The organism is Cognatishimia activa (assembly GCF_001458335.1).
Taxonomy (GTDB): domain Bacteria; phylum Pseudomonadota; class Alphaproteobacteria; order Rhodobacterales; family Rhodobacteraceae; genus Cognatishimia; species Cognatishimia activa.
In genome coordinates, this window is record NZ_CYTO01000020.1 from 117,589 (window position 1) to 139,448 (window position 21,860).

Below are 21,860 nucleotides of genomic sequence, written 5' to 3' on the forward strand. Positions count from 1 at the left end.
TTCCTTGGCAGCGCCTTAAAGCGCAAGCTTGATGAGGGCAAAGATCGCAGTGACGATCATCGTGTAAGCCATCGCGGTGGAGCCGATCAGCGCCAGTCGCTCTGGGACCCCATGCATGTAGTCTTCAATCGCTTCGTGCGCTTCACGCATGACATGAAGGATGATCACCGTGACGGTCAGACCGGTCACAATGGCTGGGAATGGGCGGCCAAAATACGCCAAGACGTCTTCGTAGGATCCGGAAAAGCCCGCGCCAAACACGAAGATAAACAGTGGAACGACCAGCACCATCAAGATGGAGCTTACAAGCATTTTCCAGTGGTGCTCGGTGCCTTGGCGGCCAGAGCCGGTGCCTTGGGCGCGTTTGCGGTCGGTAAGGTATCTCATCGTTTGCTCCTTACACAATAATGATGGCGACAAATGCCAGGACGGTTGCGCCGACAAACATGCCAACACCCATCTTCTCAGACGTCTCAACATCCAAGCAATAACCAAAGTCCCAGATCACGTGACGCAGGCGCCCGAGCATGTGGTAAAACAGCGCCCAAACCGCGCCGAGCACCAGCAGGTCACCAAGTAGGCTACCAAGCAATCCATCGATTACGGCAAATGCTGCCTCTGAAGTGGACGCCGCAATCAGCCACCAAACCACAAGGATCGCCAAAACAAATGTCGCAATACCAGTGATGCGAACCATGATCGAAGACATGGATGTCATTTGAGGACGGTAGATTGTGAGGTGGGGCGAAAGCGGGCGATTGCCGCGATTCACGTCTGCCATTCTGAGTCCTTTCGAGTTCTCTCCCGGTTCTTACTACAGAAAAATCGCTCTCTGTCACGGCTTGGGCGGCCAAAAAACGTCTATTTTATGTAAGAAAACCGCGTTTGCGCAAACAAGCGGCCATTTTGTGATCACACTTAGATTTACTGTGATCACAACTCACGTAAATTCTCACTTTTAAAACCGACACCCAAAACCGACCGGTGAGTCGGTGAATTTCATGGAATAAGTTAACGCAAATTCGCTCGGGTTTCTTGCAAAATGCGTCGATTTTTTAGGGGCATTTAGCCCCACTTCTTTTTATGCGATCACAGATCTGGTCAGAGCGGCATCAGCGCCCAGTAGTCGAGATCCAACAGGACGTCTGGCAGATATTTTCCATCCTCGCCTTTCAGATCAAACGGAGCGCCGCCTTTGGTCGCTACAAGGCGGAGACGGATTGCACCGACACCCGGCGCGGAGGTCTCTGCTTTGTCTAGAACCTCGCTCCATGCGCGCACGGTTGTGCCAGACAAGCAAGGGTTGGCATGCGCGCCGCCATTCAGGCCGACGATCATCTGGGCGTTGGCGAGACCATTGAAGGACAGGGCGCGCGCCATGGAAATCACGTGGCCGCCATAAATGAGCCGCGTCCCATCTGGACGGGCCGTATTGTCAAAATGGACCTTAGCCGTGTTTTGCCAAAGGCGCGTTGCCATCATGTGTTCGGCTTCTTCGATGGTCACCCCATCGACGTGATCGATGGTTTCGCCAATCTCGTAGTCACCCAAGCGATGGCTCTCGCCCGCCAGGTCAAAGTCATAACCAGTAAAGTCCAATCCCTCAGGCACAACCAGTTGATCCGCCGGGATCACCTTGTTCAGCTCTGGAAGGACGGTTTCCGGTGCAGGCGCGTCGAGGTTCCCTTTGCGCACCATCACCCAGCGCACATACTCCATGACAACTTCGTCATTTTGGTTCAGGCCGCAGGTGCGCACATAGACGACGCCGGACTTACCGTTGGAGTTCTGTTTGACGCCGATCACTTCAGATTCAGAGCGGAGCGTATCGCCTTCATAGACAGGCTTAAGCCAGCGTCCTTCCGCGTAGCCCAAATTGGCTACTGCGTTCAAAGACACATCAGGAACTGTTTTACCAAACACCACGTGGAACGCAGCCAGATCGTCGATCGGAGACTTCGGCAGACCAGACGCGCGCGCGAATTCGTCAGAAGAATAAAGCGCGTGGCGCGCCGGGTAGAGCGCGTGATAAAGCGCTCGCTCGCCGCCTGAAACGGTGCGTGGCACCGCATGTTTGATCACATCTCCGACGGCATAATCTTCGAAAAAACGACCCGCGTTGGTCTTTGCCATTTAATGCGCTCCTAATTTGGTCTCTGGGGTGTAAGTGCCTTCCACTTCCTTCACCACCGCCTGCGCGCAACGGGTCACGCCGCGGGCAGAGTCGAATGTGATGGTTGGATCGCCATGCAGGTCCCAGCCCTTATTCAGGGCGTCCGTGACCTTGTGGCAGAAGGCAGGGGTGTCATCTTCTGTGAGCAAACGATAGAGTTTCATTTAGGTATTCCTTTAAAGGCTCTCCTACTCTGAATGCCCCCGATTTATGGGTCGAGCAAGCCCGATTGCTTAGGCTTCGAGCTCAGCAATCGCGTCGGCTTTCGCAATGATCTCTTGTGCAGTGGCCACGTGAAGGTTCTCAACAATCTTTCCGTCGACAACGGCGACGCCGGACCCATCCGCTTCGGCTTGCGCAAAGGCTTCGATCTGGCGGCGGGCGAGATCGATTTCCGCCTCAGACGGCGCGAAGGCTGCATTGGCAACGGCCACCTGAGCCGGATGGATCAGGGTTTTGCCATCAAAGCCCATATCTCGGCCCTGATCACATTCCACTTGTAACCCTTCAGCGTCTTTGAAGGCGTTATAGACGCCATCAACAATCACAACATCTTCGGCTTTTGCCGCGAGCAGACAAAGCCCAAGCCCCGCCTGCATTGGCAAACGGTCGGGGCGGAAACGGGTTTGCAGCTCTTTCGCCAGGTCATTGGTGCCCATCACCATGCCCTTCAACATCGGATGCAGCGCGATTTCATGTGCGTTGAGCATGCCGCGCGGTGTTTCCATCATCGCCCAGATCGGCAGATCGCCGGTGATATCAGCCAATGCCTGTACCTGCGCTGCGCTTTCGACCTTGGGCAATAGTACTGCATCGCATTTCATGTCTTTGACTGCGGCAGCGTCGGACGGTCCCCACTCTGTGTTGAGGTCATTGATGCGAACAATGCGCATACGCTTGCCGTAGTCACCTGTCGCCAGTGCCTCGGCCAACAAACCACGTGCATTTTCTTTCTCGGCCGGAGCGACCGCGTCCTCTAAGTCGAAGATGATCGCGTCGATGGGCAGGGTTTTCGCCTTTTCCATCGCTCGAGTATTGGAGGCCGGGATGTAGAGAACGGACCGGTAAGGACGTGCGCGCTGGCTCATAGATTCACTCCGCAATAAAGTTGCGCTCATTACTGACATTTTTTCCAAAAAGAATTCAAGCGCTATTTTCTGCGGTGCAGAAAAGACCCCACGTCAAACTCTACCCTCACAAAGAACGGTCCGTTAACGGAGTGTTTTCTTTACCGCAGCATGGTTTTGGTCATCAGCAGAAACACCTGATTGGCGCAGCCTCAACGGCAGCCAAGTGTTTCAGAAAGGGTTCACTATGAAAGGACTACTAAAACCAATCGGCCTTGCTTTCGCACTTTTGTTGGCCGCCGAAATGACACAAGCACAAACTCAAAGGCACTGCGCCCCAAGAGAAACGGTCGTTGAAAGACTTGCGGACGGTTATGGGGAGACGCGGCAATCCGTTGGGCTGGGGCGCGATAACGCGCTGATGGAAGTTTACGCGAGTGTCGAGAGCGGTACATGGACCATTACTGTCACGACGCCGACGGGTATGACCTGCCTCATCGCATCAGGCCAAAGCTTCGAAACGTTTGCCGAGAAACTTCCGCTTTCTGACAAAGATGCTTAGGTCAGCGCATCAAAAATCAACTTGCACCCGGTCATAGCCAAGAGCGCATAGGTCAGCCGAAAGAACACAACTTCCGACAGGACGTAATGCGCCCGAACACCAAGCCAGACCCCGATAATGGCAAACGGCGCTAACAAAATACCGTTAAAAACCGTATCAAAAGTGAAGATTCCCAAAAATGCATAGGGAATGACTTTGACCATATTTACGATCCAAAAAATCAAAGTCATGGTGGCATGATAAGTGGTTTTGTCTAGTTTTTGCGAGAGCAGATACATCGCGCCGGGTGGGCCACCTGCATGGCTAATAAAGCTCGTGAAGCCTGCCACTAGACCAGCAATAAGCCCGACCGGCGCGGAAAAGTTGGCCTCTTTCACTCTCGTTTTGGGCCAGATTTGCCACACGACAAACCCCAAAGAAACCAAACCAATCAACAATCGCAATACGTCGTCGTTGGTGATTTTGTAGAATACGGCCCCTAACGCCACACCCGGCACCGCCCCGATGATCATGATCTTGGCGCGCACCCAATCCCACTTTTTCCAGAACGGCCGCAACGCAGTGACATCCATCAACATCAGCAATGGCAACATCAACCCGATGGCCTGCGTGGGGGTCGCGACAAGCGCAAGAATCGCTGATGCAGCGAAAGCGGGTCCACCGCCAAATCCGCCTTTTGACACCCCAGCAAAGGTCACCGCCAATGCTGCAACTGCAAAAAATTGTAGATCCATTATCGGCCGACCGTTTAGCGCTAAAATGTATACAATTGCGCACAAAATGGGATTTTGGGCGAACTCGAGACAGGCTTACCTCATAACGTGAGACTCCAAAAGGCTTGCGCCGCGCACAGTTTGCCCTTACCCACTAGCGCGAATTTCAATCGGATTGGAGATTTCCCATGGCACGACCCAAGATCGCCCTTATCGGTTCTGGTCAGATCGGTGGCACACTGGCTCACCTTGCAGCAATCAAAGAACTTGGCGACGTCGTTCTGTTCGACATCGCAGACGGCATCCCACAGGGTAAAGCGTTGGATATCGCAGAGTCCGGCCCATCTGAGGGTTTTGACGCGGCAATGTCTGGCACAACCGATTACGCCGACATCGCTGGCGCTGACGTTGTCATCGTGACAGCGGGTGTTCCTCGCAAGCCAGGCATGTCCCGCGACGACCTGCTGGGCATCAACCTGAAAGTTATGAAGTCCGTGGGTGAAGGCATCCGCGACAACGCTCCAGACGCGTTCGTGATCTGCATCACCAACCCGCTGGACGCAATGGTTTGGGCCCTGCGCGAATTCTCCGGTCTGCCACACAGCAAAGTTTGCGGCATGGCAGGTGTTCTGGATAGCGCTCGTTTCCGCCACTTCCTGGCAGAAGAGTTCAATGTTTCCATGAAAGACGTCACAGCCTTCGTTCTGGGCGGCCACGGCGACACCATGGTGCCATCTGTGCGCTACTCCACAGTCGCGGGCATCCCTCTGCCAGACCTGGTGGAAATGGGCTGGACCACTCAAGAGAAACTGGACGGTATCGTTCAGCGTACACGTGATGGCGGTGCGGAAATCGTTGGCCTGCTGAAAACAGGTTCTGCGTATTACGCGCCTGCAACTTCTGCGATCGAAATGGCAGAAGCTTACCTGAAAGATCAAAAACGCGTTCTACCATGTGCGGCATATGTTGACGGCGCATTGGGTCTGAACGGCATGTATGTTGGCGTTCCAACAGTGATCGGCGCTGGCGGCGTTGAGCGCATCGTCGACATCAAGCTGAACGCGGAAGAGCAAGAAATGTTCGACACATCCGTGAATGCTGTCAACGGCTTGGTTGAAGCTTGCAAAGGCATCGACAGCTCTCTGGCCTAAGCCAAAGATCACGCTTATTCAAAGCAAAATGAAACCCAAGCCTCAACGTTCGAGGCTTGGGTTTTTTGTTTAACGAAACAAGTTTCATTTCGTCCAATTATGTTTCTCTTTCAAAGAGACCGCAAATATAGTTCGATCATTAACATCAAAACAATTCCAATGCTTCGAAGTGAAAAAGACGTGTCTGACCATTCTGAAATTAGGTGCGGATTTGTATTCGCGGCAACAGGCGATCAATATAACATTCTTGCTCGGCGCGCTGCGCGCAGTCTGAGGCGCATTCACGCTGATGCTGCAATTGACCTTTATAGCGACCAAGAAATTATAGACCCTATTTTTGAGAAAGTGCACGCTGTCTCAAAGGACACCACCCGCCCCAAAATGGAGGCATTACGGCGTTCCCGGTTTGACCGCACAATTTACCTAGATTGCGACATCATGGTCGTGGCCGATATTCAAGATCTGTTTCGTGCTCTCGACAAATATGAATTTATGGCCGCACATGCGCGTGGCAGCAATATGGCCTTATCACGCCGTCCTTTTACGAAACACATTCCTGTTTCATTTCCGCAAGTGAATACCGGGGTGATAGCAATACGCAAATCTGAAAGCACTAGCGACTTAATGCGCAAGTGGGACGACGAATTCAGCCAATCTGGCGATAAGTTGGACCAACCTTACCTACGCAAACTGCTCTACGATAACGACTACAACCTTGGCATCTTGCCCCCCGAGTATAATTTGATGATGCTCGAGACTATTCAGGTTTGGACAAGTAAAACCAATGCACCTCGCGTCCTACATTGTCCGGCATTGCACTACAGGGATGACCCAGGCGATCCGAAGAAACCATTTGAATATGACGAAATTCTGTCGCCAGAACTGACAACGCATTTAAAGCAGCTCATTGCTTCCGACTTCTCGCTTGGTGGGAATCCGAAAGCTAAGGTGCGAAAGTTGAATAGCCTTGAAGAAACTCAAAAGAAGAAAAGCATTTGGCGTCGCGCAATAAGTCTGATTGGGGCATAGTTCGATCGCAGAGCTGAAGATTATCTGCCGCGGCTAACATCGAATCGCATTTCGCCATTTCAAATCCACCTTTTGTGATCACACTTTTTTTGCGTGTGATCACAAATGTCGCTTTTTCCTACAGTTTTGTAAAAACCAGTTAGTTTATAGGGCTCGCTGCGGTTATACCCGATCCAACTGCAGCAAAATGGGATAGTTTCATGAATATCCATGAATACCAGGCGAAGGCATTGCTTCGCTCTTACGGTGCCCCGGTTTCTGAAGGACGCGTTGTCCTGAAGGCCGAGGACGCTAAAACCGCAGCGGGCGAACTTGATGGACCTCTTTGGGTTGTCAAAGCTCAGATCCACGCAGGTGGCCGCGGCAAAGGCTCTTTCAAAGAAGCAGAAGCTGGTGAAAAGGGCGGTGTTCGCCTGACCAAATCTGTTGAAGAAGCCGCAGAAGAAGCCAAGAACATGCTCGGTCGCACACTGGTGACACACCAGACAGGCCCAGCAGGCAAGCAAGTGAACCGCATCTATATCGAAGCAGGTTCCGGCATTGAAACAGAACTGTATCTGGCTCTGTTGGTCGACCGTCAGACATCTCGCGTGTCTTTCGTATGCTCCACAGAAGGTGGCATGGACATTGAAGAAGTTGCGGAAGCAACTCCTGAAAAGATCCTGTCCTTCTCTGTTGATCCAGCGACAGGTTTCCAACCTTACCACGGTCGCCGCATCGCATTCTCTTTGGGCCTGAAGGGCGCACAGGTAAAGCAGTGCGTGAAACTGATGTCCCAGCTCTACAAAGCCTTCATTGAGAAGGATATGGAGATGCTGGAAATCAACCCACTGATCGTAACCGACTCTGGTGACCTGAAAGTTCTGGACGCGAAACTGGGCTTTGACGGCAACGCGGTCTACCGCCACCCAGATGTTGCAGAACTGCGCGACGAAACAGAAGAAGATCCAAAAGAGCTTGAGGCGTCCAAGTACGACCTGAACTACATCGCTCTGGACGGTGAAATCGGCTGTATGGTGAACGGCGCGGGTCTCGCGATGGCAACCATGGACATCATCAAACTCTACGGTGCAGAGCCAGCAAACTTCCTCGACGTAGGTGGTGGCGCGACCAAAGAGAAAGTGACCGAAGCGTTCAAGATCATCACTTCTGATCCAAACGTTAAAGGCATCTTGGTCAACATCTTCGGCGGCATCATGCGCTGTGACGTGATCGCAGAGGGCGTTGTGGCTGCTGTGAAAGAAGTTGGTCTGCAAGTGCCACTGGTTGTTCGTCTGGAAGGCACCAATGTGGAAGCCGGTAAAGACATCATCAACAACTCCGATGTTGACGTGATCGCGGCAGACAACCTGTCCGATGGCGCTGAAAAGATCGTCAAAGCGGTGAAAGGATAAGAAAATGGCCATTCTCGTAGACGAAAATACCAAAGTCATCTGTCAGGGTCTGACCGGCTCTCAGGGTACTTTCCACTCTGAACAAGCAATCGCTTACGGCACCAAAATGGTTGGCGGCGTGACACCGGGTAAAGGTGGTCAGGAACATTTGGGCCTGCCAATCTTTAACTCCGTGCACGAAGCGAAAGCGACTACCGAAGCGAACGCTTCCGTGATCTATGTTCCTCCTCCCTTCGCGGCGGATTCCATTCTGGAAGCCATCGACGCGGAAATGGAACTGATCATCTGTATCACTGAAGGCATTCCTGTGCTGGACATGATGGCAGTGAAACGCGCACTGGAGAACTCTTCTTCTCGCCTGATCGGTCCTAACTGCCCAGGTATCATCACACCTGACGCATGTAAGATCGGCATTATGCCAGGTCACATCCACAAGCGCGGCTCTGTGGGCGTTGTATCCCGCTCCGGCACACTGACTTATGAAGCGGTTAAGCAAACCGCAGACATAGGTCTGGGCCAGTCCACAGCTGTGGGCATCGGCGGCGACCCAATCAAAGGCACAGAGCACATCGACGTGCTGGACATGTTCCTGGATGACGATGAGACTCAGTCCATCATCATGATCGGCGAAATCGGCGGTTCTGCAGAAGAAGAAGCGGCCGAGTTCCTCGCGGAGCAGAAGAAAAAAGGCCGTTGGAAGCCAACAGCTGGTTTCATCGCGGGCCGTACAGCCCCTCCAGGCCGTCGCATGGGCCACGCTGGCGCGATCGTTGCTGGCGGCAAAGGCGGCGCGGAAGACAAGATCGAAGCAATGAAGTCTGCGGGCATCGTTGTGGCTGACAGCCCAGCAGGTCTGGGCGAAGCGGTCTTGAAAGCGATCGGCTAATCGTTTTTGAATTGGAGGCAGGCCGTATTCCCGGCCTGTCTCTTAATCCAGCACCAAGCTGGACGTTAAAATGAAACCCAGTAGTGGCTCGGGAGTCACCTCCAATGACCGACCAATCCCCTAACGATATTTTCCACGCATCCAGCTTTATGCAGGGTCACAACGCCGAGTACCTCGAACAGATGTACGCCCGGTACGCAGCTGATCCGAACGCAGTGGACGCGTCCTGGCAAGAATTCTTCCGTCAGCTCGGAGACGCAGAGCTGGACGTGAAAGCTGAAGCGGCCGGACCAAGTTGGTCCCGTGGCGACTGGCCAATGGCCCCCAATGATGATCTGACCGGTGCTCTGACAGGTGAATGGCCTGCAGCAGCCGAAGGCAAAGCCGCTGGTGACAAGATCAAAGCCAAAGCCGCAGAAAAAGGCGTTGAGGTGTCTGACGACGCCGTCAAGCAAGCGGTTCTAGATTCCATCCGCGCGTTGATGCTGATCCGCGCGTACCGTATTCGCGGTCACCTGGTTGCGGACCTTGACCCATTGGGCATGCGCGACGCGACCCCGCATCCGGAACTCGACCCAGCGTCCTACGGCTTTACAGAAGCGGACATGGATCGCCCGATCTTTATCGACAAAGTTCTGGGCCTCGAAATCGCCACCATGCGCCAAATCCTGGACATTGTGAAGCGGACCTATTGTGGCACTTTCGCGCTGCAATACATGCACATCTCCAACCCGGAAGAGAGCGGTTGGCTGAAAGAGCGCATTGAAGGTTTCAACAAAGAAATCACCTTCACTCAAGAAGGCCGCAAAGCGATCCTCAATAAGATGGTTGAGGCGGAAGGCTTTGAGAAATTCCTGCATGTGAAATACATGGGGACCAAGCGTTTCGGTCTGGACGGTGGTGAATCTCTGATCCCAGCGATGGAACAGATCATCAAACGCGGCGGCGCGTTGGGTGTGAAAGACATCGTGGTTGGCATGCCCCACCGTGGTCGTTTGAACATCCTCGCCAACGTGATGGCCAAACCATACCGCGCGATCTTTAACGAATTCCAAGGCGGCTCCTTTAAGCCTGAAGACGTTGATGGCTCTGGTGACGTGAAATACCACCTTGGTGCGTCTTCTGACCGCGAATTCGACGGCAACAGCGTTCACTTGTCGCTGACAGCCAACCCATCCCACCTTGAAGCGGTGAACCCAGTTGTTCTGGGTAAAGTGCGCGCCAAGCAAGACCAGATGAACGACGACGACCGAATTTCGGTTCTTCCGATTCTTCTGCACGGTGACGCGGCCTTTGCAGGCCAAGGTGTTGTGGCAGAATGTTTCGCTCTGTCTGGCCTGCGTGGCCATAAGACCGGCGGCACCATGCACATCGTTGTGAACAACCAAATCGGCTTCACAACCGCGCCACACTTCTCTCGGTCTTCTCCATACCCGACCGACAACGCGTTGGTTGTGGAAGCGCCAATCTTCCACGTGAACGGCGATGACCCAGAAGCGGTTGTGCACGCAGCGAAAGTGGCAACTGAATTCCGCCAGAAATTCCACAAAGACGTGGTTCTGGACATCTTCTGCTACCGCCGCTTTGGTCACAACGAAGGCGACGAGCCGATGTTCACCAACCCGGTGATGTACAAGAAGATCAAAGGTCACAAGACGACCCTGTCTCTGTACACAGAGCGTTTGGTCAAAGACGGTCTGATCCCGGAAGGCGAAATCGAAGACATGAAGGCCGCTTTCCAGGCCAAAATGAACACCGAGTTCGAAGCGGGCAAAGAGTACAAGCCAAACAAAGCCGACTGGCTGGATGGCAAGTGGTCCCACCTGGATCGTCAGGACGAAGAGTACCAGCGTGGCGAAACCGCCATCAAACCGGAAACTTTTGATGACGTTGCCAAAGCACTGACAACAGTCCCAGAAGGCTATCCTCTGCACCGCACCATTAATCGTTTCTTGGACGCACGTACCAAGATGTTTGACACAGGGGCGGGCATTGACTGGGCGACTGGCGAAGCGCTGGCGTTTGGCTCATTGCTGACAGAGGGCTATCCAGTGCGTTTGTCCGGTCAGGACGCGACACGGGGCACATTCTCTCAACGTCACTCCGGCATTGTGAACCAGAACTCGGAAGAGCGTTACTACCCGCTCAACAACATCCGTGAAGGTCAGGCGCAGTACGAAGTCATCGACTCTGCTCTATCCGAATACGCGGTATTGGGTTTTGAATATGGCTACTCACTGGCAGAACCAAATGCGCTGACCCTTTGGGAAGCGCAGTTCGGTGATTTCGCCAACGGTGCGCAGATCATGTTTGACCAGTTCATCAGCTCTGGCGAATCCAAGTGGCTGCGGATGTCAGGTCTGACGGTTCTTCTGCCGCACGGCTTTGAAGGCCAGGGCCCAGAGCACTCCTCTGCGCGTCTGGAACGCTTCTTACAAATGTGTGGCGGTGACAACTGGATCGTTGCGAACTGTACAACGCCTGCGAACTACTTCCACATCCTGCGCCGTCAGCTGCACCGCAGCTTCCGGAAGCCTTTGATCCTGATGACTCCAAAGTCTCTGCTGCGCCACAAACTGGCGGTCAGCAAGACCGAAGAATTCACCACAGGATCCAGCTTCCACCGCGTTCTGTGGGACGATGCACAGCAAGGCAATAGCGACACCAAACTGGTGGCGGACAACAAGATCAAACGCGTGGTGATGTGTTCCGGTAAAGTCTACTACGACCTGCTGGAAGAGCGTGATCGCCGTGGCATTGACGACGTCTACCTCCTGCGGATCGAACAATACTATCCGTTCCCAGCGATCTCTCTGGTCAAAGAACTGGAGCGCTTCAAAGGCGCAGAGATGGTCTGGTGTCAGGAAGAACCGAAGAACCAGGGTGCCTGGAGCTTCATTGAACCGAATATCGAATGGGTCTTGGGCCGTATCAAAGCCAAACACACCCGTCCGACCTACGCCGGGCGAGCGGCTTCCGCTTCGCCAGCCACCGGTCTGGCAAGCCAACACAAAGCTCAACAAGAAGCGCTGGTCGACGCCGCGCTGACCATTGAAGGGTAAATTAATATGTCCACCGAAGTACGTGTCCCTACTCTGGGCGAAAGCGTGACCGAAGCAACAGTTGCCACCTGGTTCAAACAGCCAGGTGACGCGGTTGCCGTCGATGAAATGCTTTGCGAATTGGAAACCGACAAAGTGACCGTCGAAGTACCGTCCCCTGTGGCCGGTGTCATGGGCGACATTGTTGCGCAAGAAGGCGATACCGTTGGCGTTGACGCATTGCTGGCTTACGTCGCTGAAGGCGACGGCGCGGCAGCAGCTCCCGCCCCTGCGGCAGAAGCGGCACCTGCCCCAGCGGTTGAAGCACCTGCACCGACCGCAGGTCGCTCTGACGTTGAGAACGCGCCATCCGCCAACAAACTGATGGCTGAAAAAGGCATTGATCCGGCAGCTGTTTCTGGCTCTGGTCGCGATGGCCGCGTGATGAAAGAAGATGTGCTGAAAGCAGCGCTTGCGCCAGCAGCGCCTGCGCCAGCAGCGTCCGCAGCGCCTCGTGCACCGGTTCCAGCAGATGACGCAGCACGCGAAGAGCGCGTGAAGATGACCCGCCTGCGCCAGACCATCGCGAAACGTCTGAAAGACTCTCAGAACACAGCCGCGATGCTGACCACCTACAACGAGGTCGACATGACCGAGGTGATGGCGCTGCGCAAACAGTACAAAGACGAGTTCGAAAAGAAACACGGCGCGCGTCTGGGCTTTATGTCCTTCTTCACAAAAGCATGTGTGCATGCGCTGAAAGAAGTGCCTGAAGTGAACGCTGAAATCGACGGCACCGACATCGTATACAAAAACTTCGTTCACATGGGTATCGCAGCCGGCACACCAACCGGTCTGGTTGTTCCTGTGATCCGCGACGCTGACTCCATGTCTTTTGCAGACATCGAAAAGGCGATCGCTGAAAAAGGCAAACGCGCACGTGACGGCAAACTGTCCATGGCAGAGATGCAGGGCGGCACATTCACCATCTCTAACGGCGGTGTTTACGGCTCCCTTATGTCTTCACCGATCCTGAACCCACCGCAGTCCGGCATCCTCGGCATGCACAAAATTCAGGACCGTCCAATGGTCATCAACGGCGAAATCAAAATCCGCCCAATGATGTATCTGGCCCTGTCTTACGACCACCGGATCGTGGACGGCAAAGGCGCGGTGACCTTCCTTGTGCGCGTGAAAGACGCGTTGGAAGACCCACGTCGCCTGCTGATGGACCTGTAATCTGAATTGGGGGGCACAACGCCCCCCTTTCTTCTTTGCATAAATACTCCGGGGAGATGCCAAAGGCATCGGGGGCAGAGCCCCCTAAACCCGCCCGAATTTCTAGGAGACAAATATGTCCCAATATGACGTCATCATCATCGGAGCAGGCCCTGGCGGCTATGTCTCCGCTGTCCGCTGCGCCCAGCTGGGCCTGAAAACCGCTATCGTGGAAGGCCGCGAGACCCTGGGCGGCACCTGCCTGAACGTGGGCTGTATCCCGTCCAAGGCGCTCTTGCACGCGACCCACATGCTGCATGAAGCGGAGCACAACTTCGCGGATATGGGCCTGAAGGGCAAATCGCCTTCCGTGGACTGGAAACAGATGCTGACCTACAAGGACAATGTTATCGGCCAGAACACCGGCGGTGTTGAGTTCCTGATGAAGAAGAACAAGATCGACTGGCTGAAAGGCTGGGCGAGCATCCCTGCGGCGGGCAAGGTCACCGTGGGCGACACTACTTACGAGACCAAGAACATCGTGATTGCGTCTGGTTCTGTGCCATCCGCCCTGCCGGGTGTTGAAGTGGACAATGATGCAGGTGTTGTTGTGGACAGCACCGGTGCTTTGGAACTGAAAAAGATCCCTAAGAAAATGACCGTGATTGGCGCGGGCGTGATTGGTCTGGAACTGGGTTCCGTTTATGCGCGTCTCGGTTCTGAAGTCACCGTCGTTGAATATATGGACGCGGTTTGCCCGGGCATGGACAAAGACGTTCAGCGCACCTTCAAGAAAATCCTTGAGAAGCAGGGCCTGAACTTCATCATGGGCGCGGCTGTTTCTGGTGTGGATGCATCCAAGACCAAAGCCAAGGTCAAATACGGACTGAAGAAATCCCCGGACGCCGAAGAGGTTCTCGACGCGGATGTTGTTCTGGTGGCGACCGGCCGTAAGCCATATGCGGAAGGTCTGGGACTGGACGCGCTTGGCGTGCAAATGACAGAACGCGGTCAGATTGCTGTGAACGGCAACTGGGCGACAAACGTGCCTGGCATCTACGCCATCGGCGACGTGATCGAAGGCCCGATGCTTGCGCATAAAGCCGAAGACGAAGGCATGGCGGTTGCGGACGTTCTGGCGGGCAACCATGGTCACGTGAACTATGGCGTCATTCCGGGCGTGGTTTACACCACTCCTGAGGTTGCAACCGTTGGCCAGACCGAGGACGCGCTGAAAGCAGCGGGTCACAAGATCAAGGTTGGCAAGTTCTCCTTCATGGGCAACGGCCGCGCGAAAGCGGTTGGTCAAGCGGACGGTTTTGTAAAGCTGATTGCGGACAAAGAAACCGACCGCGTTCTCGGCGCAGCCATCATCGGCCCAGCGGCCGGTGACATGATCCACGAGATCTGCGTGGCCATGGAATTTGGCGCATCTGCACAAGACATCGCCCTCACCTGCCACGCACACCCGACCTATTCGGAAGCGGTTCGCGAAGCGGCGCTGGCCTGCGGCGACGGTCCAATCCACGCATAAGCAAGTCTATATCGAACAAGAAAGGCGGCCTAAATTGGCCGCCTTTTTCTTTTTGCAGAGTTAAGGCAGAGCGACAGGGGGAATGGGGTGTCTGTCGCTCCGCCTAAGGCCTCCTCCGAGGTTGAAGCCTTGGCGCGCATCGGGGCTGCGCTTAGCCAAACGTAGGCATTTGGGCCGCGGAATTCTCCTCAAGCCGCTTCACAAATCCGTGCGGCCCGATCTTCACCACATTGTGTCAGCTGCACGCGCACCCCAGGCGTCATCGTATGGCTTGCCACCCTCTTCGCCGTCAGTCTGTTCGGCAAGGATTTGGCCAACTGTCGGAAGATCCGCGCTTTCATCATCGCTTTGCCAAAGCCGGGCGCGCATCAAGGCGCGTGCGCATTGGGTGTAGATCTCTTGAATTTTGATGACGATCACTGTTCGGGGTTGTTTGCCCTTGAACTCAAAACGTTCCCGCAGCGCCGCATCGGCGGTCACTTTCGCTTGCCCATTCACGCGCACGACGTTGTTGGAGCCGGGTACCATGAACATCAATGATATGCGCGGATCACGCACAACATTGCGCAGCGTGTCGATGCGGTTATTGCCGTGCCAGTCGGGCATCGCCAGCGTTTGCGGATCGAGTTCCAATACCACAGGGCCATCATCGCCCCGCGGGCTGCCATCCGTGCCTTCAGGACCGACAGTGCTGACCATGCAGAGGCGTGAGGCCATGATCCATTTGCGATACAGGGGTGTTAAGTGTTGAGCCACTTTACGCGTGGCCGCTGCCCCCGGAGTGCCGTAATGGCTTTCTAGATCTTCAATCGTCTCGATGAACTGCATTCACGTCAAACCCTGCTTCTGCCATAAGCGCATTTGAGCGCTCTTCAATTTGGTTTTCTAGGGTTTTCATGAAAGTTTTTTGATCCTGACCCGCGGGGATGGGGTCCATGAACTCAATCACCGCTTTGCCCGGTTTCCGCAGGATGCCGCGTTTCGGCCAAAAGAGACCCACATTGGCCGCGACAGGCACACAGGCCTGCTCGATCTGCTCATAAAGGACAAAGGTTCCGATCTTGTAAGGGGCTTTCACCCCCGGAGCGATCCGCGTGCCTTGCGGGTAAATGATCAATTGCCCCGGATGGCGGGTCCCTTTGCGCACATCATCCGCCATCTTCTTGATCGCTTGTGCACGCTTGCCACGATTGACGGGCACGCAGCCTATGCGCAGCGCGTATTGCCCGAGGATCGGCGCATACATCAATTCGCGCTTCATGATGAATTTGCCCGACGGCAGCCAGCCCATCAGCATGATAATGTCAAGAAAGCTCTGGTGTTTAGCGGCAACGATCACGTTGCCTTCCGGGAGCGGGCCGCGCATCTCGGTCTTTAGGCCAACCATCCAAGAGAGCGTCCAGCGCACCCACGCGCAATAGAGCTTCATGCCATAGATCGCGATGTCGCGGCTAAAGAGGGATGGGATAAAGAACCCGAGTCCCATAATCAGCATCACAACATACATCTGGATGATGAAAAACAGCGAGCGCAGCCACTGGACGGTCATTAACGAAGTTCCTTCAAGGTACGCCGTGCGGCGGTGCCGGTCGCAAAGTAGCCCACAATTGCTGCAAGGAGCGGGATCAACAGCAGCCAAAGCGCTGACAGCCCTTGGAAACCAAGACCGGTGAGAAATCCGCCCTGCTCCTGTGCAGCTGGCAATAGGAGCACCGCGAGAAAGCCGACAAATGCTCCCGCTGCAGCGCCGCTAAAGGCACGAAATGTGAAACGTCTTACAAAAGCCTTTGCGATGTAGCTGTCCTGGGCCCCGACAAGGCGCAGTACCGCAATGATCTTAGCATTTGCTGCAAGAGCGGCCTGCGCAGCCAGAGTGATCATCGCAGCAGTGACCAATGCGATCAAGACGACGGATAGGAAACCCAGCAAACGCAGCCGTGAGGCCGCTTGTTGCAGGGGTTTGCGCCATCTGGTGTGATCATCCAAGATTGCGCCGGGCACTTCCGCTTGCAGACGTAAACGCAAGCCAGCTGAATCATAACCCTCAGCGGTTTCCTCAATTGTAATCAACTGCGGGATCGGCAAATCTTCGACCGGCAAATCCGGCCCAAACCATGGTGCCAGCAGAGCTTGTTGCTCTTCATCAGACATCGCCTCGGCTTTCGCGATGCCCGGTGTCGTCTCGAGCACACGCAACGCGGCTGCCGTTTGGGCAGCCATCTGTTCGACCGGGGCTGAAATCCGCAGAGTGGAGCTTTGTGCGAGTTCCTGCCCCCAGCGATGAGCCAAACGGCCAGAGGCCAGTGACAGCGCAATGGCAAAAACCGCGAGGAAGGCCATGGCGGCAGACGCAAACAAGGTCAGACGCGCGGTGAACCCCGTGGGTGGCACCATACGGTCCGCTTGGGCATCACCAACGATCACTGCCATAATGTCATTGAAGAAACGCTTCACAGATCCGCCCCCGCCAATTGCACGCGACGGTTCGCGATACGCAACACGCGCGCCTGCACCTTGGATTTCGCGGCGCGGATCAAATTCATGTCATGGGTTGCGATCATCACCGTTTTGCCCATTTTATTGAGCTCGATCAGCAGTTGCAGCAAGCGCTGAGACATTTCCCAGTCGACATTCCCGGTCGGCTCGTCAGCAAGCACGATATCGGGCGACATGATGACAGCGCGTGCCAAGGCCGCGCGTTGCCGCTCGCCTCCAGAAAGTTCGGGCGGCAGAGCTTTTGCGCGTTCCTTCAGCCCCACCCAAGTCAGCAGTTCCTTTAGGTTCGCCACCTGTTCAAGATCGTTGCGGTCCGAAACAGTCAACGGCAGCGCGACATTGTCTGCCAATGGCAAATGATCAAGGAAGTGACAGTCCTGATGCACCACTCCGATCCGGCGACGGGTCATCGCGTGGTCGTCACGGGTCATTGTGCGAATATCCTGCCCAAACAGCGACGCATGGCCCGCGGTCGGCGTAAGTTCGCCGTAGCAGAGTTTCAGGAATGTGGTTTTACCGGCCCCAGACGGGCCAGTCAGGAAATAGAAATCCCCGGGCTGAATCGACAGGTCGATCTCGCTTAATAGCTCTCCACCGCCATAACTATAGGCGACGTTGTTCAACTCAATCACTTCGGGCCTCAATCACAATTTGCCCTGTTGTGCCGTAGCATCGCTTTGGTTGCAATATAAGCATACACGCCTTTGCACTTTCCCGCGCAGCCATTCCACAATATGTTGTGTAAAAGACCATAGGTTAACTGGGGTTTAAGGGGTTCATGCGGTTAGTTTGTCCAAATTGCGATGCGCAATATGAAGTGCCTGATGATGTGATTCCACCTGAAGGCCGCGATGTGCAATGCTCAAACTGCGGATCAACGTGGTTTCAGGCCCACCCGGACACCGCTCCTGCGGCAGAAGAAGATCTATCGACCTCTGAAGAAACTCCGCAGCCAGAAGAAGAATGGACGCCTGAGGTTCCGGCGGATGAACCACTAGCGGAGGCCGTGCCAGAGGCGCCAGAACCCAACCACAATTCTAATGAGGATGGGCCCGTAACGATGGCCGCGGACGCACCCGATGCGGTATTGGCAGAGGCGGTGAAAGCAGCGCTACGTCGTGCCCGACCTGGTGCGACGGTCGAGATCACGGACATCCCGGAAAAAGACGAGCCGACCCCTGCGATTGCACAAGCGGATCAAGATTTTGAAGATGAACTCGACGAAGCTTTAGGCGAGATCGAAGCTGACGCGCCAAAGGTCGAACCAGAAGCAGCCGCGTCGGACGTCGACGAAGCCAAGTCACTAGGCAAAGCCGAAGACGAGATTTATTTCGAACCCACACAAGATGAACCAGAAGAACCGGTCGAACATGACACACCACCGCGGCGCACAATTGATCCAACCGTCGCCGGCATCTTGCAAGAAGAGGCCGCATTAGAGGCCGAAAAACGGGCAGAAGAGACAAATCTCGAAAGCCAGCCTGATTTAGGTCTCGAAGAACAACCGCTTGATGACGCGGCCAAACGCGCCAAACAGGCGCGGGACCGGATGGCCCGGATGCGTGGCCTTTCTCCGGATGCTGCAGGTCAACCCGCTCAGCCTGTGCCTGAAAATTCGCGCCGAGATTTGTTGCCTGACATTGAAGAGATCAACTCAACGCTGCGCGCAACTGAAGATCGCATGCCTGAGGAGCAGCCAGATGGACGGCCAACACCAAGTCAGCGTCGAGCCGGTGGTCGACGCATGGGATTTGCCTTGGCATTGTTGCTGATTGCTGCGGGCGCGCTGATCTACACAAACTCTGAAACGGTCAGTGAGACCATTCCAGGTTCAAGCACTTTTGTGTCCGCGTTTGTGAATGGAGTGGATAGTGTGCGCCTTGGGCTTGATGCGCAGATGACGAAGCTGATGTTATGGCTCGATGGGCTCTCATCTGAAGGGTAAATTGTAGGCCGGGCTTCAGCCCGGCATTCCCTTAAAACCGATCCAACAACCGGTTCAGATAATTCCGTTCAATTTCAGGGCGTTCTTCCTCTCCGGCACGGCGGCGGATTTCGTCCAAGATCTCCCGCGCCCGTCGATAGATGTCCTCACCCTGCAACAGGCCTTCCTCGCTATTGGACAATCCAGTTTCACCAGGGTTTCGACCCAAAGGATCCAGTCCAGCTCCGCGCGTGTTCTGGCCATCGCCTTCTTGACCCTCGCCTTCTTGGTTCTGTGCGAGCGCCTCACCCAAGTTGCGCATGCCTTCGCGCAACGCTTCCATGGCATCGGCCTGTCGATCAATCGCTTCGGCCAGATCATCATTGCGAAGCGCGTCTTCCGCACCATCCATAGCTTCGCCAGCGCGATCTAACGCCTCCCGTGCGGCGTCCCCTTCAGGGGTACCTTGACCGGGCAAGCCCTGTTGCTGTCGCTGGAGTTCTTGGCGCAAAGCTTGCTGTCGATCCGCGAGTTCGCCTTCTAAACCCCGTTCGCCTTGGCCTTCGCCCTGTTCGCCAGATCCGTTTTCACCCTGCTGGGATTGTCCGGGGTTTTGTCCAGACTGTCCATTTTGGCTTTGACCGGGCTGTGACTGTCCCGGCTGGCCTTGTTGGCCGGGCTGCCCCGGCTGGCCATTCGGATTGAACTGTTCCTGTAGATCGCGGAAGGCTTCGTCGCTCAGCCCTTGCTGATCCCGGAGCATCTCTCCCAATTGATCCATGGCTTGCTGGCCGGGCGATGGCTCCCCCTGCCCGCCTTGGGTCACTTGCATATTCTCCATCATACGCTGAAATTCTTCCAAAGCCTGCTGCGCTTCCGCCATGCGGCCCTGCTCCATCAGCTCTTGGATCCGGTCCATCATGCGCTGGATGTCGCTTTGGTTCATTTCCATGCGGTTTTGCGCTTGTTGCTGCTCCCCCGGCGTTTGCTCGCTGGAAGGGCTCTGCTGCGCAAGCTGGCGCATGTAGTCGCGTGTCGCCTCGCGCAGTTCCTGCATCAAACGCGCAATCTCTTCGGGACTCGCGCCGTTCTTCATGGCCTCGGCAAGGCGCTCTCGGGCGCGTTCCATCCGCTCCAGAGCGTCGTCCAGATCGCCCTCTTCCAGCTCAATTGCAAACGCCCAAAGTTCGTCCGTGATCGCCTTGCGATCCTCATCAGGCAAACCCGCTGGGATCACACGCTCAAGGTGGCGCAGGATCGTACGAAGGCGCAGATAATCTTTGTCTTTGCGGAACACACCTTCATCGGGGCGGTGCGAAATGGCACGCATCAACTGCGCAACGCGGGTTGCGTTTTCCCTTGACCAAAGAAGATCACGGCGCATTTCCACCAATGCATTGGCCATGGGATCAAAGAACCGGCGGGCAGGCAGATCGAACTGCACCACCTTCGGCTCGCTCAATTGACCTGCCGCATCACGGGCCTGCAACGTCACCTCGACCGGCAAATGCGCCCAAGGATGCGCCGAGAAATCGTCTATCAGGTTCTCATCAAATGCGTCCCGTTGGCCGGTCACTGGCAAAGGTAGCACCAGATCTAAAGGATCCGTGTTTTCAGGATCAAACTTAAGCCCGTGCCGGCGCGAGACCCGATCAAGGTTAAGGGCCAAACGCGCAGACCCATCGACAACTTCGTAGTCATCTTTGACAGAGAAAGGCAGCGTCATTTCCCCCCGTGAGGAAACGGTTGCTTCTCCGACATTCGTCACCTCAGGCCGTGCGTCGGGGATCAGCGCAACTTGCCATTGCCGACCATTCTCGCCAGCAATTTCAAGGGTGCCATCTTTGTTCAACTCAAAACTCTGCGCTGAATCGGCCGCACTCGGAACTTCGGTCCGCGCGGACACCGTCTCGTTCACGGTCAAAGCGCCAACTTCGCCGTACAAGCGCAATGTCACTTGGCTCCCGACCGGTAGTGTCAATTGACCTGCAGGCAAATCATTGAGATAGAGCGTCGGAAGACCAGTATAGCGCGGCGGCGAAACCCAACCTTCCCATGACGCCGCAGCAATCGAGGGCGCAGCGGAGTTGGGGGCCATATCTGACAGGCTGCCCACGCGATGAACGCTGCCAAATAAAAGAGCAACGCAGAACAAAAGGAGCGCAGTAAAGCGCAATCCGAACGGATCGAGATGGGAAACCACCCAATTCGGTTTTGGAACCCGCGCCGAAGCCGCCTTATCAGCCATACGGCGCTGGTGTGCCTGCCAGAGCGCTTGGGTTGCTGGGTCACTTTCTCTCAACGCAGGTTGATCGAGCAAACTTTGCACGGGACGCCCCGGCAAAGTGTCGTCCAGCCGCTGCAGCGCCTCATCACGGCTCGGTAGCGTTATGCGCCGAACGCCCTGCCAAATGAAAAACAGCAGCGCCGCGAGACACAGAACACCCGCCGCCCAGACCAATTCAAGAGAAAGCACATCCTGCAACCCCATCATGAGGGCGGCTGAAACCACGAAAATCAGAGACCAAACGGGCCAGAAGGCGCGAATCACACGTTCAGAAAACAGGCCCAGTCGCGTCAGCGATAGAACCCAGCTTAGCTTGCTCAGGACGGCTTTCGCGCGGTCAGCCTGCGCCATGAGACCTCAAATCGTGCTCCCAAACGGGGGCTCT

20 protein-coding genes are annotated in these 21,860 nt (G+C 55.3%); 9 read left to right on the top strand and 11 right to left on the bottom strand.

Annotated elements, in window-relative coordinates:
- Positions 1 to 15: 15 nt before the first annotated feature.
- The 5 genes from sdhD to TA5113_RS10380 all read right to left on the bottom strand — a co-directional run bounded on the left by sdhD (position 16) and on the right by TA5113_RS10380 (position 3,261).
- Positions 16 to 387: a succinate dehydrogenase, hydrophobic membrane anchor protein gene (sdhD, locus tag TA5113_RS10360; RefSeq protein WP_058315061.1), complete on the bottom strand. Its 372-nt coding sequence runs from the start codon at positions 385 to 387 to the stop codon at positions 16 to 18.
- Positions 388 to 397: 10 nt separating this feature from the next.
- Positions 398 to 781 (bottom strand): succinate dehydrogenase, cytochrome b556 subunit, encoded by a 384-nt coding sequence (sdhC, locus tag TA5113_RS10365; protein ID WP_058315060.1) that lies wholly within the window; start codon positions 779 to 781, stop codon positions 398 to 400.
- A gap of 320 nt (positions 782 to 1,101) precedes the next feature.
- Entirely contained in the window at positions 1,102 to 2,133 is a 1,032-nt protein-coding gene (locus tag TA5113_RS10370) for a MaoC family dehydratase (protein WP_058315059.1), read from the bottom strand.
- Positions 2,134 to 2,337 carry a DUF1737 domain-containing protein gene (locus TA5113_RS10375; protein ID WP_058315058.1) on the bottom strand — a complete coding sequence of 68 codons (204 nt, stop codon included), beginning with the start codon at positions 2,335 to 2,337 and terminating at the stop codon, positions 2,134 to 2,136.
- Positions 2,338 to 2,406: 69 nt separating this feature from the next.
- A complete protein-coding gene (locus TA5113_RS10380) occupies positions 2,407 to 3,261 on the bottom strand; it encodes an HpcH/HpaI aldolase/citrate lyase family protein (RefSeq protein ID WP_058315057.1) in 855 nt (284 codons plus the stop codon).
- Between the two features lie 226 nt (positions 3,262 to 3,487).
- On the opposite strand from TA5113_RS10380, the gene TA5113_RS10385 reads away from it, so the two are divergent.
- Positions 3,488 to 3,802, top strand: a complete 315-nt coding sequence (locus TA5113_RS10385; RefSeq protein ID WP_058315056.1) for a hypothetical protein — start codon at positions 3,488 to 3,490, stop codon at positions 3,800 to 3,802.
- Here TA5113_RS10385 and TA5113_RS10390 read toward each other — a convergent pair.
- Positions 3,799 to 4,536, bottom strand: a complete 738-nt coding sequence (locus TA5113_RS10390; RefSeq protein WP_058315055.1) for a sulfite exporter TauE/SafE family protein — start codon at positions 4,534 to 4,536, stop codon at positions 3,799 to 3,801. The genes TA5113_RS10385 and TA5113_RS10390 overlap by 4 nt on opposite strands.
- 167 nt (positions 4,537 to 4,703) lie before the next feature.
- Between TA5113_RS10390 and mdh the strand changes: the two genes are divergently transcribed.
- From mdh to lpdA, 7 genes are all read left to right on the top strand, one after another.
- Entirely contained in the window at positions 4,704 to 5,666 is a 963-nt protein-coding gene (mdh, locus tag TA5113_RS10395) for a malate dehydrogenase (protein WP_058315054.1), read from the top strand.
- A 180-nt stretch (positions 5,667 to 5,846) separates the two neighbouring features.
- Positions 5,847 to 6,695 (top strand): putative nucleotide-diphospho-sugar transferase, encoded by an 849-nt coding sequence (locus TA5113_RS10400; RefSeq protein ID WP_165589407.1) that lies wholly within the window; start codon positions 5,847 to 5,849, stop codon positions 6,693 to 6,695.
- 200 nt (positions 6,696 to 6,895) lie between these two features.
- Complete coding sequence (sucC, locus tag TA5113_RS10405) at positions 6,896 to 8,089, top strand: ADP-forming succinate--CoA ligase subunit beta (RefSeq protein WP_058315052.1); 1,194 nt, start codon at positions 6,896 to 6,898, stop codon at positions 8,087 to 8,089.
- 4 nt (positions 8,090 to 8,093) lie between these two features.
- Entirely contained in the window at positions 8,094 to 8,975 is an 882-nt protein-coding gene (gene sucD, locus TA5113_RS10410; RefSeq protein ID WP_058315051.1) for a succinate--CoA ligase subunit alpha, read from the top strand.
- Between the two features lie 104 nt (positions 8,976 to 9,079).
- The gene (locus TA5113_RS10415; RefSeq protein ID WP_058315050.1) at positions 9,080 to 12,037 is read left to right on the top strand and encodes a 2-oxoglutarate dehydrogenase E1 component; all 2,958 of its coding nucleotides are present in this window, start codon (positions 9,080 to 9,082) and stop codon (positions 12,035 to 12,037) included.
- A gap of 6 nt (positions 12,038 to 12,043) precedes the next feature.
- Complete coding sequence (gene odhB / locus TA5113_RS10420) at positions 12,044 to 13,255, top strand: 2-oxoglutarate dehydrogenase complex dihydrolipoyllysine-residue succinyltransferase (protein ID WP_058315049.1); 1,212 nt, start codon at positions 12,044 to 12,046, stop codon at positions 13,253 to 13,255.
- A 115-nt stretch (positions 13,256 to 13,370) separates the two neighbouring features.
- Positions 13,371 to 14,768, top strand: coding sequence for a dihydrolipoyl dehydrogenase (gene lpdA, locus TA5113_RS10425; RefSeq protein WP_058315048.1), 1,398 nt, complete (start codon positions 13,371 to 13,373; stop codon positions 14,766 to 14,768).
- A 222-nt stretch (positions 14,769 to 14,990) separates the two neighbouring features.
- Here the strand turns inward: lpdA and TA5113_RS10430 are convergent, their stop codons facing one another.
- Genes TA5113_RS10430 through TA5113_RS10445 form a run of 4 tightly spaced genes read right to left on the bottom strand, consistent with a single transcriptional unit; the run spans position 14,991 to position 17,896 of the window.
- On the bottom strand, positions 14,991 to 15,596 hold the full coding sequence (locus TA5113_RS10430) for a pyridoxamine 5'-phosphate oxidase family protein (RefSeq protein ID WP_058315047.1): 606 nt from the start codon (positions 15,594 to 15,596) through the stop codon (positions 14,991 to 14,993).
- Positions 15,574 to 16,317, bottom strand: a complete 744-nt coding sequence (locus TA5113_RS10435) for a lysophospholipid acyltransferase family protein (protein WP_058315046.1) — start codon at positions 16,315 to 16,317, stop codon at positions 15,574 to 15,576. The genes TA5113_RS10430 and TA5113_RS10435 overlap by 23 nt, the downstream gene beginning before the upstream one ends.
- Positions 16,317 to 17,198 (bottom strand): cell division protein FtsX, encoded by an 882-nt coding sequence (locus TA5113_RS10440; RefSeq protein WP_058315756.1) that lies wholly within the window; start codon positions 17,196 to 17,198, stop codon positions 16,317 to 16,319. The genes TA5113_RS10435 and TA5113_RS10440 overlap by 1 nt, the downstream gene beginning before the upstream one ends.
- Positions 17,199 to 17,218: 20 nt before the next feature.
- Positions 17,219 to 17,896, bottom strand: coding sequence for a cell division ATP-binding protein FtsE (locus TA5113_RS10445; RefSeq protein ID WP_058315045.1), 678 nt, complete (start codon positions 17,894 to 17,896; stop codon positions 17,219 to 17,221).
- Between the two features lie 146 nt (positions 17,897 to 18,042).
- On the opposite strand from TA5113_RS10445, the gene TA5113_RS10450 reads away from it, so the two are divergent.
- Positions 18,043 to 19,209: a zinc-ribbon domain-containing protein gene (locus TA5113_RS10450; RefSeq protein ID WP_058315044.1), complete on the top strand. Its 1,167-nt coding sequence runs from the start codon at positions 18,043 to 18,045 to the stop codon at positions 19,207 to 19,209.
- 31 nt (positions 19,210 to 19,240) lie between these two features.
- Here TA5113_RS10450 and TA5113_RS10455 read toward each other — a convergent pair whose 3' ends face one another.
- Positions 19,241 to 21,826 carry a TIGR02302 family protein gene (locus TA5113_RS10455; RefSeq protein WP_058315043.1) on the bottom strand — a complete coding sequence of 862 codons (2,586 nt, stop codon included), beginning with the start codon at positions 21,824 to 21,826 and terminating at the stop codon, positions 19,241 to 19,243.
- Between the last annotated feature and the right edge of the window lie 34 nt (positions 21,827 to 21,860).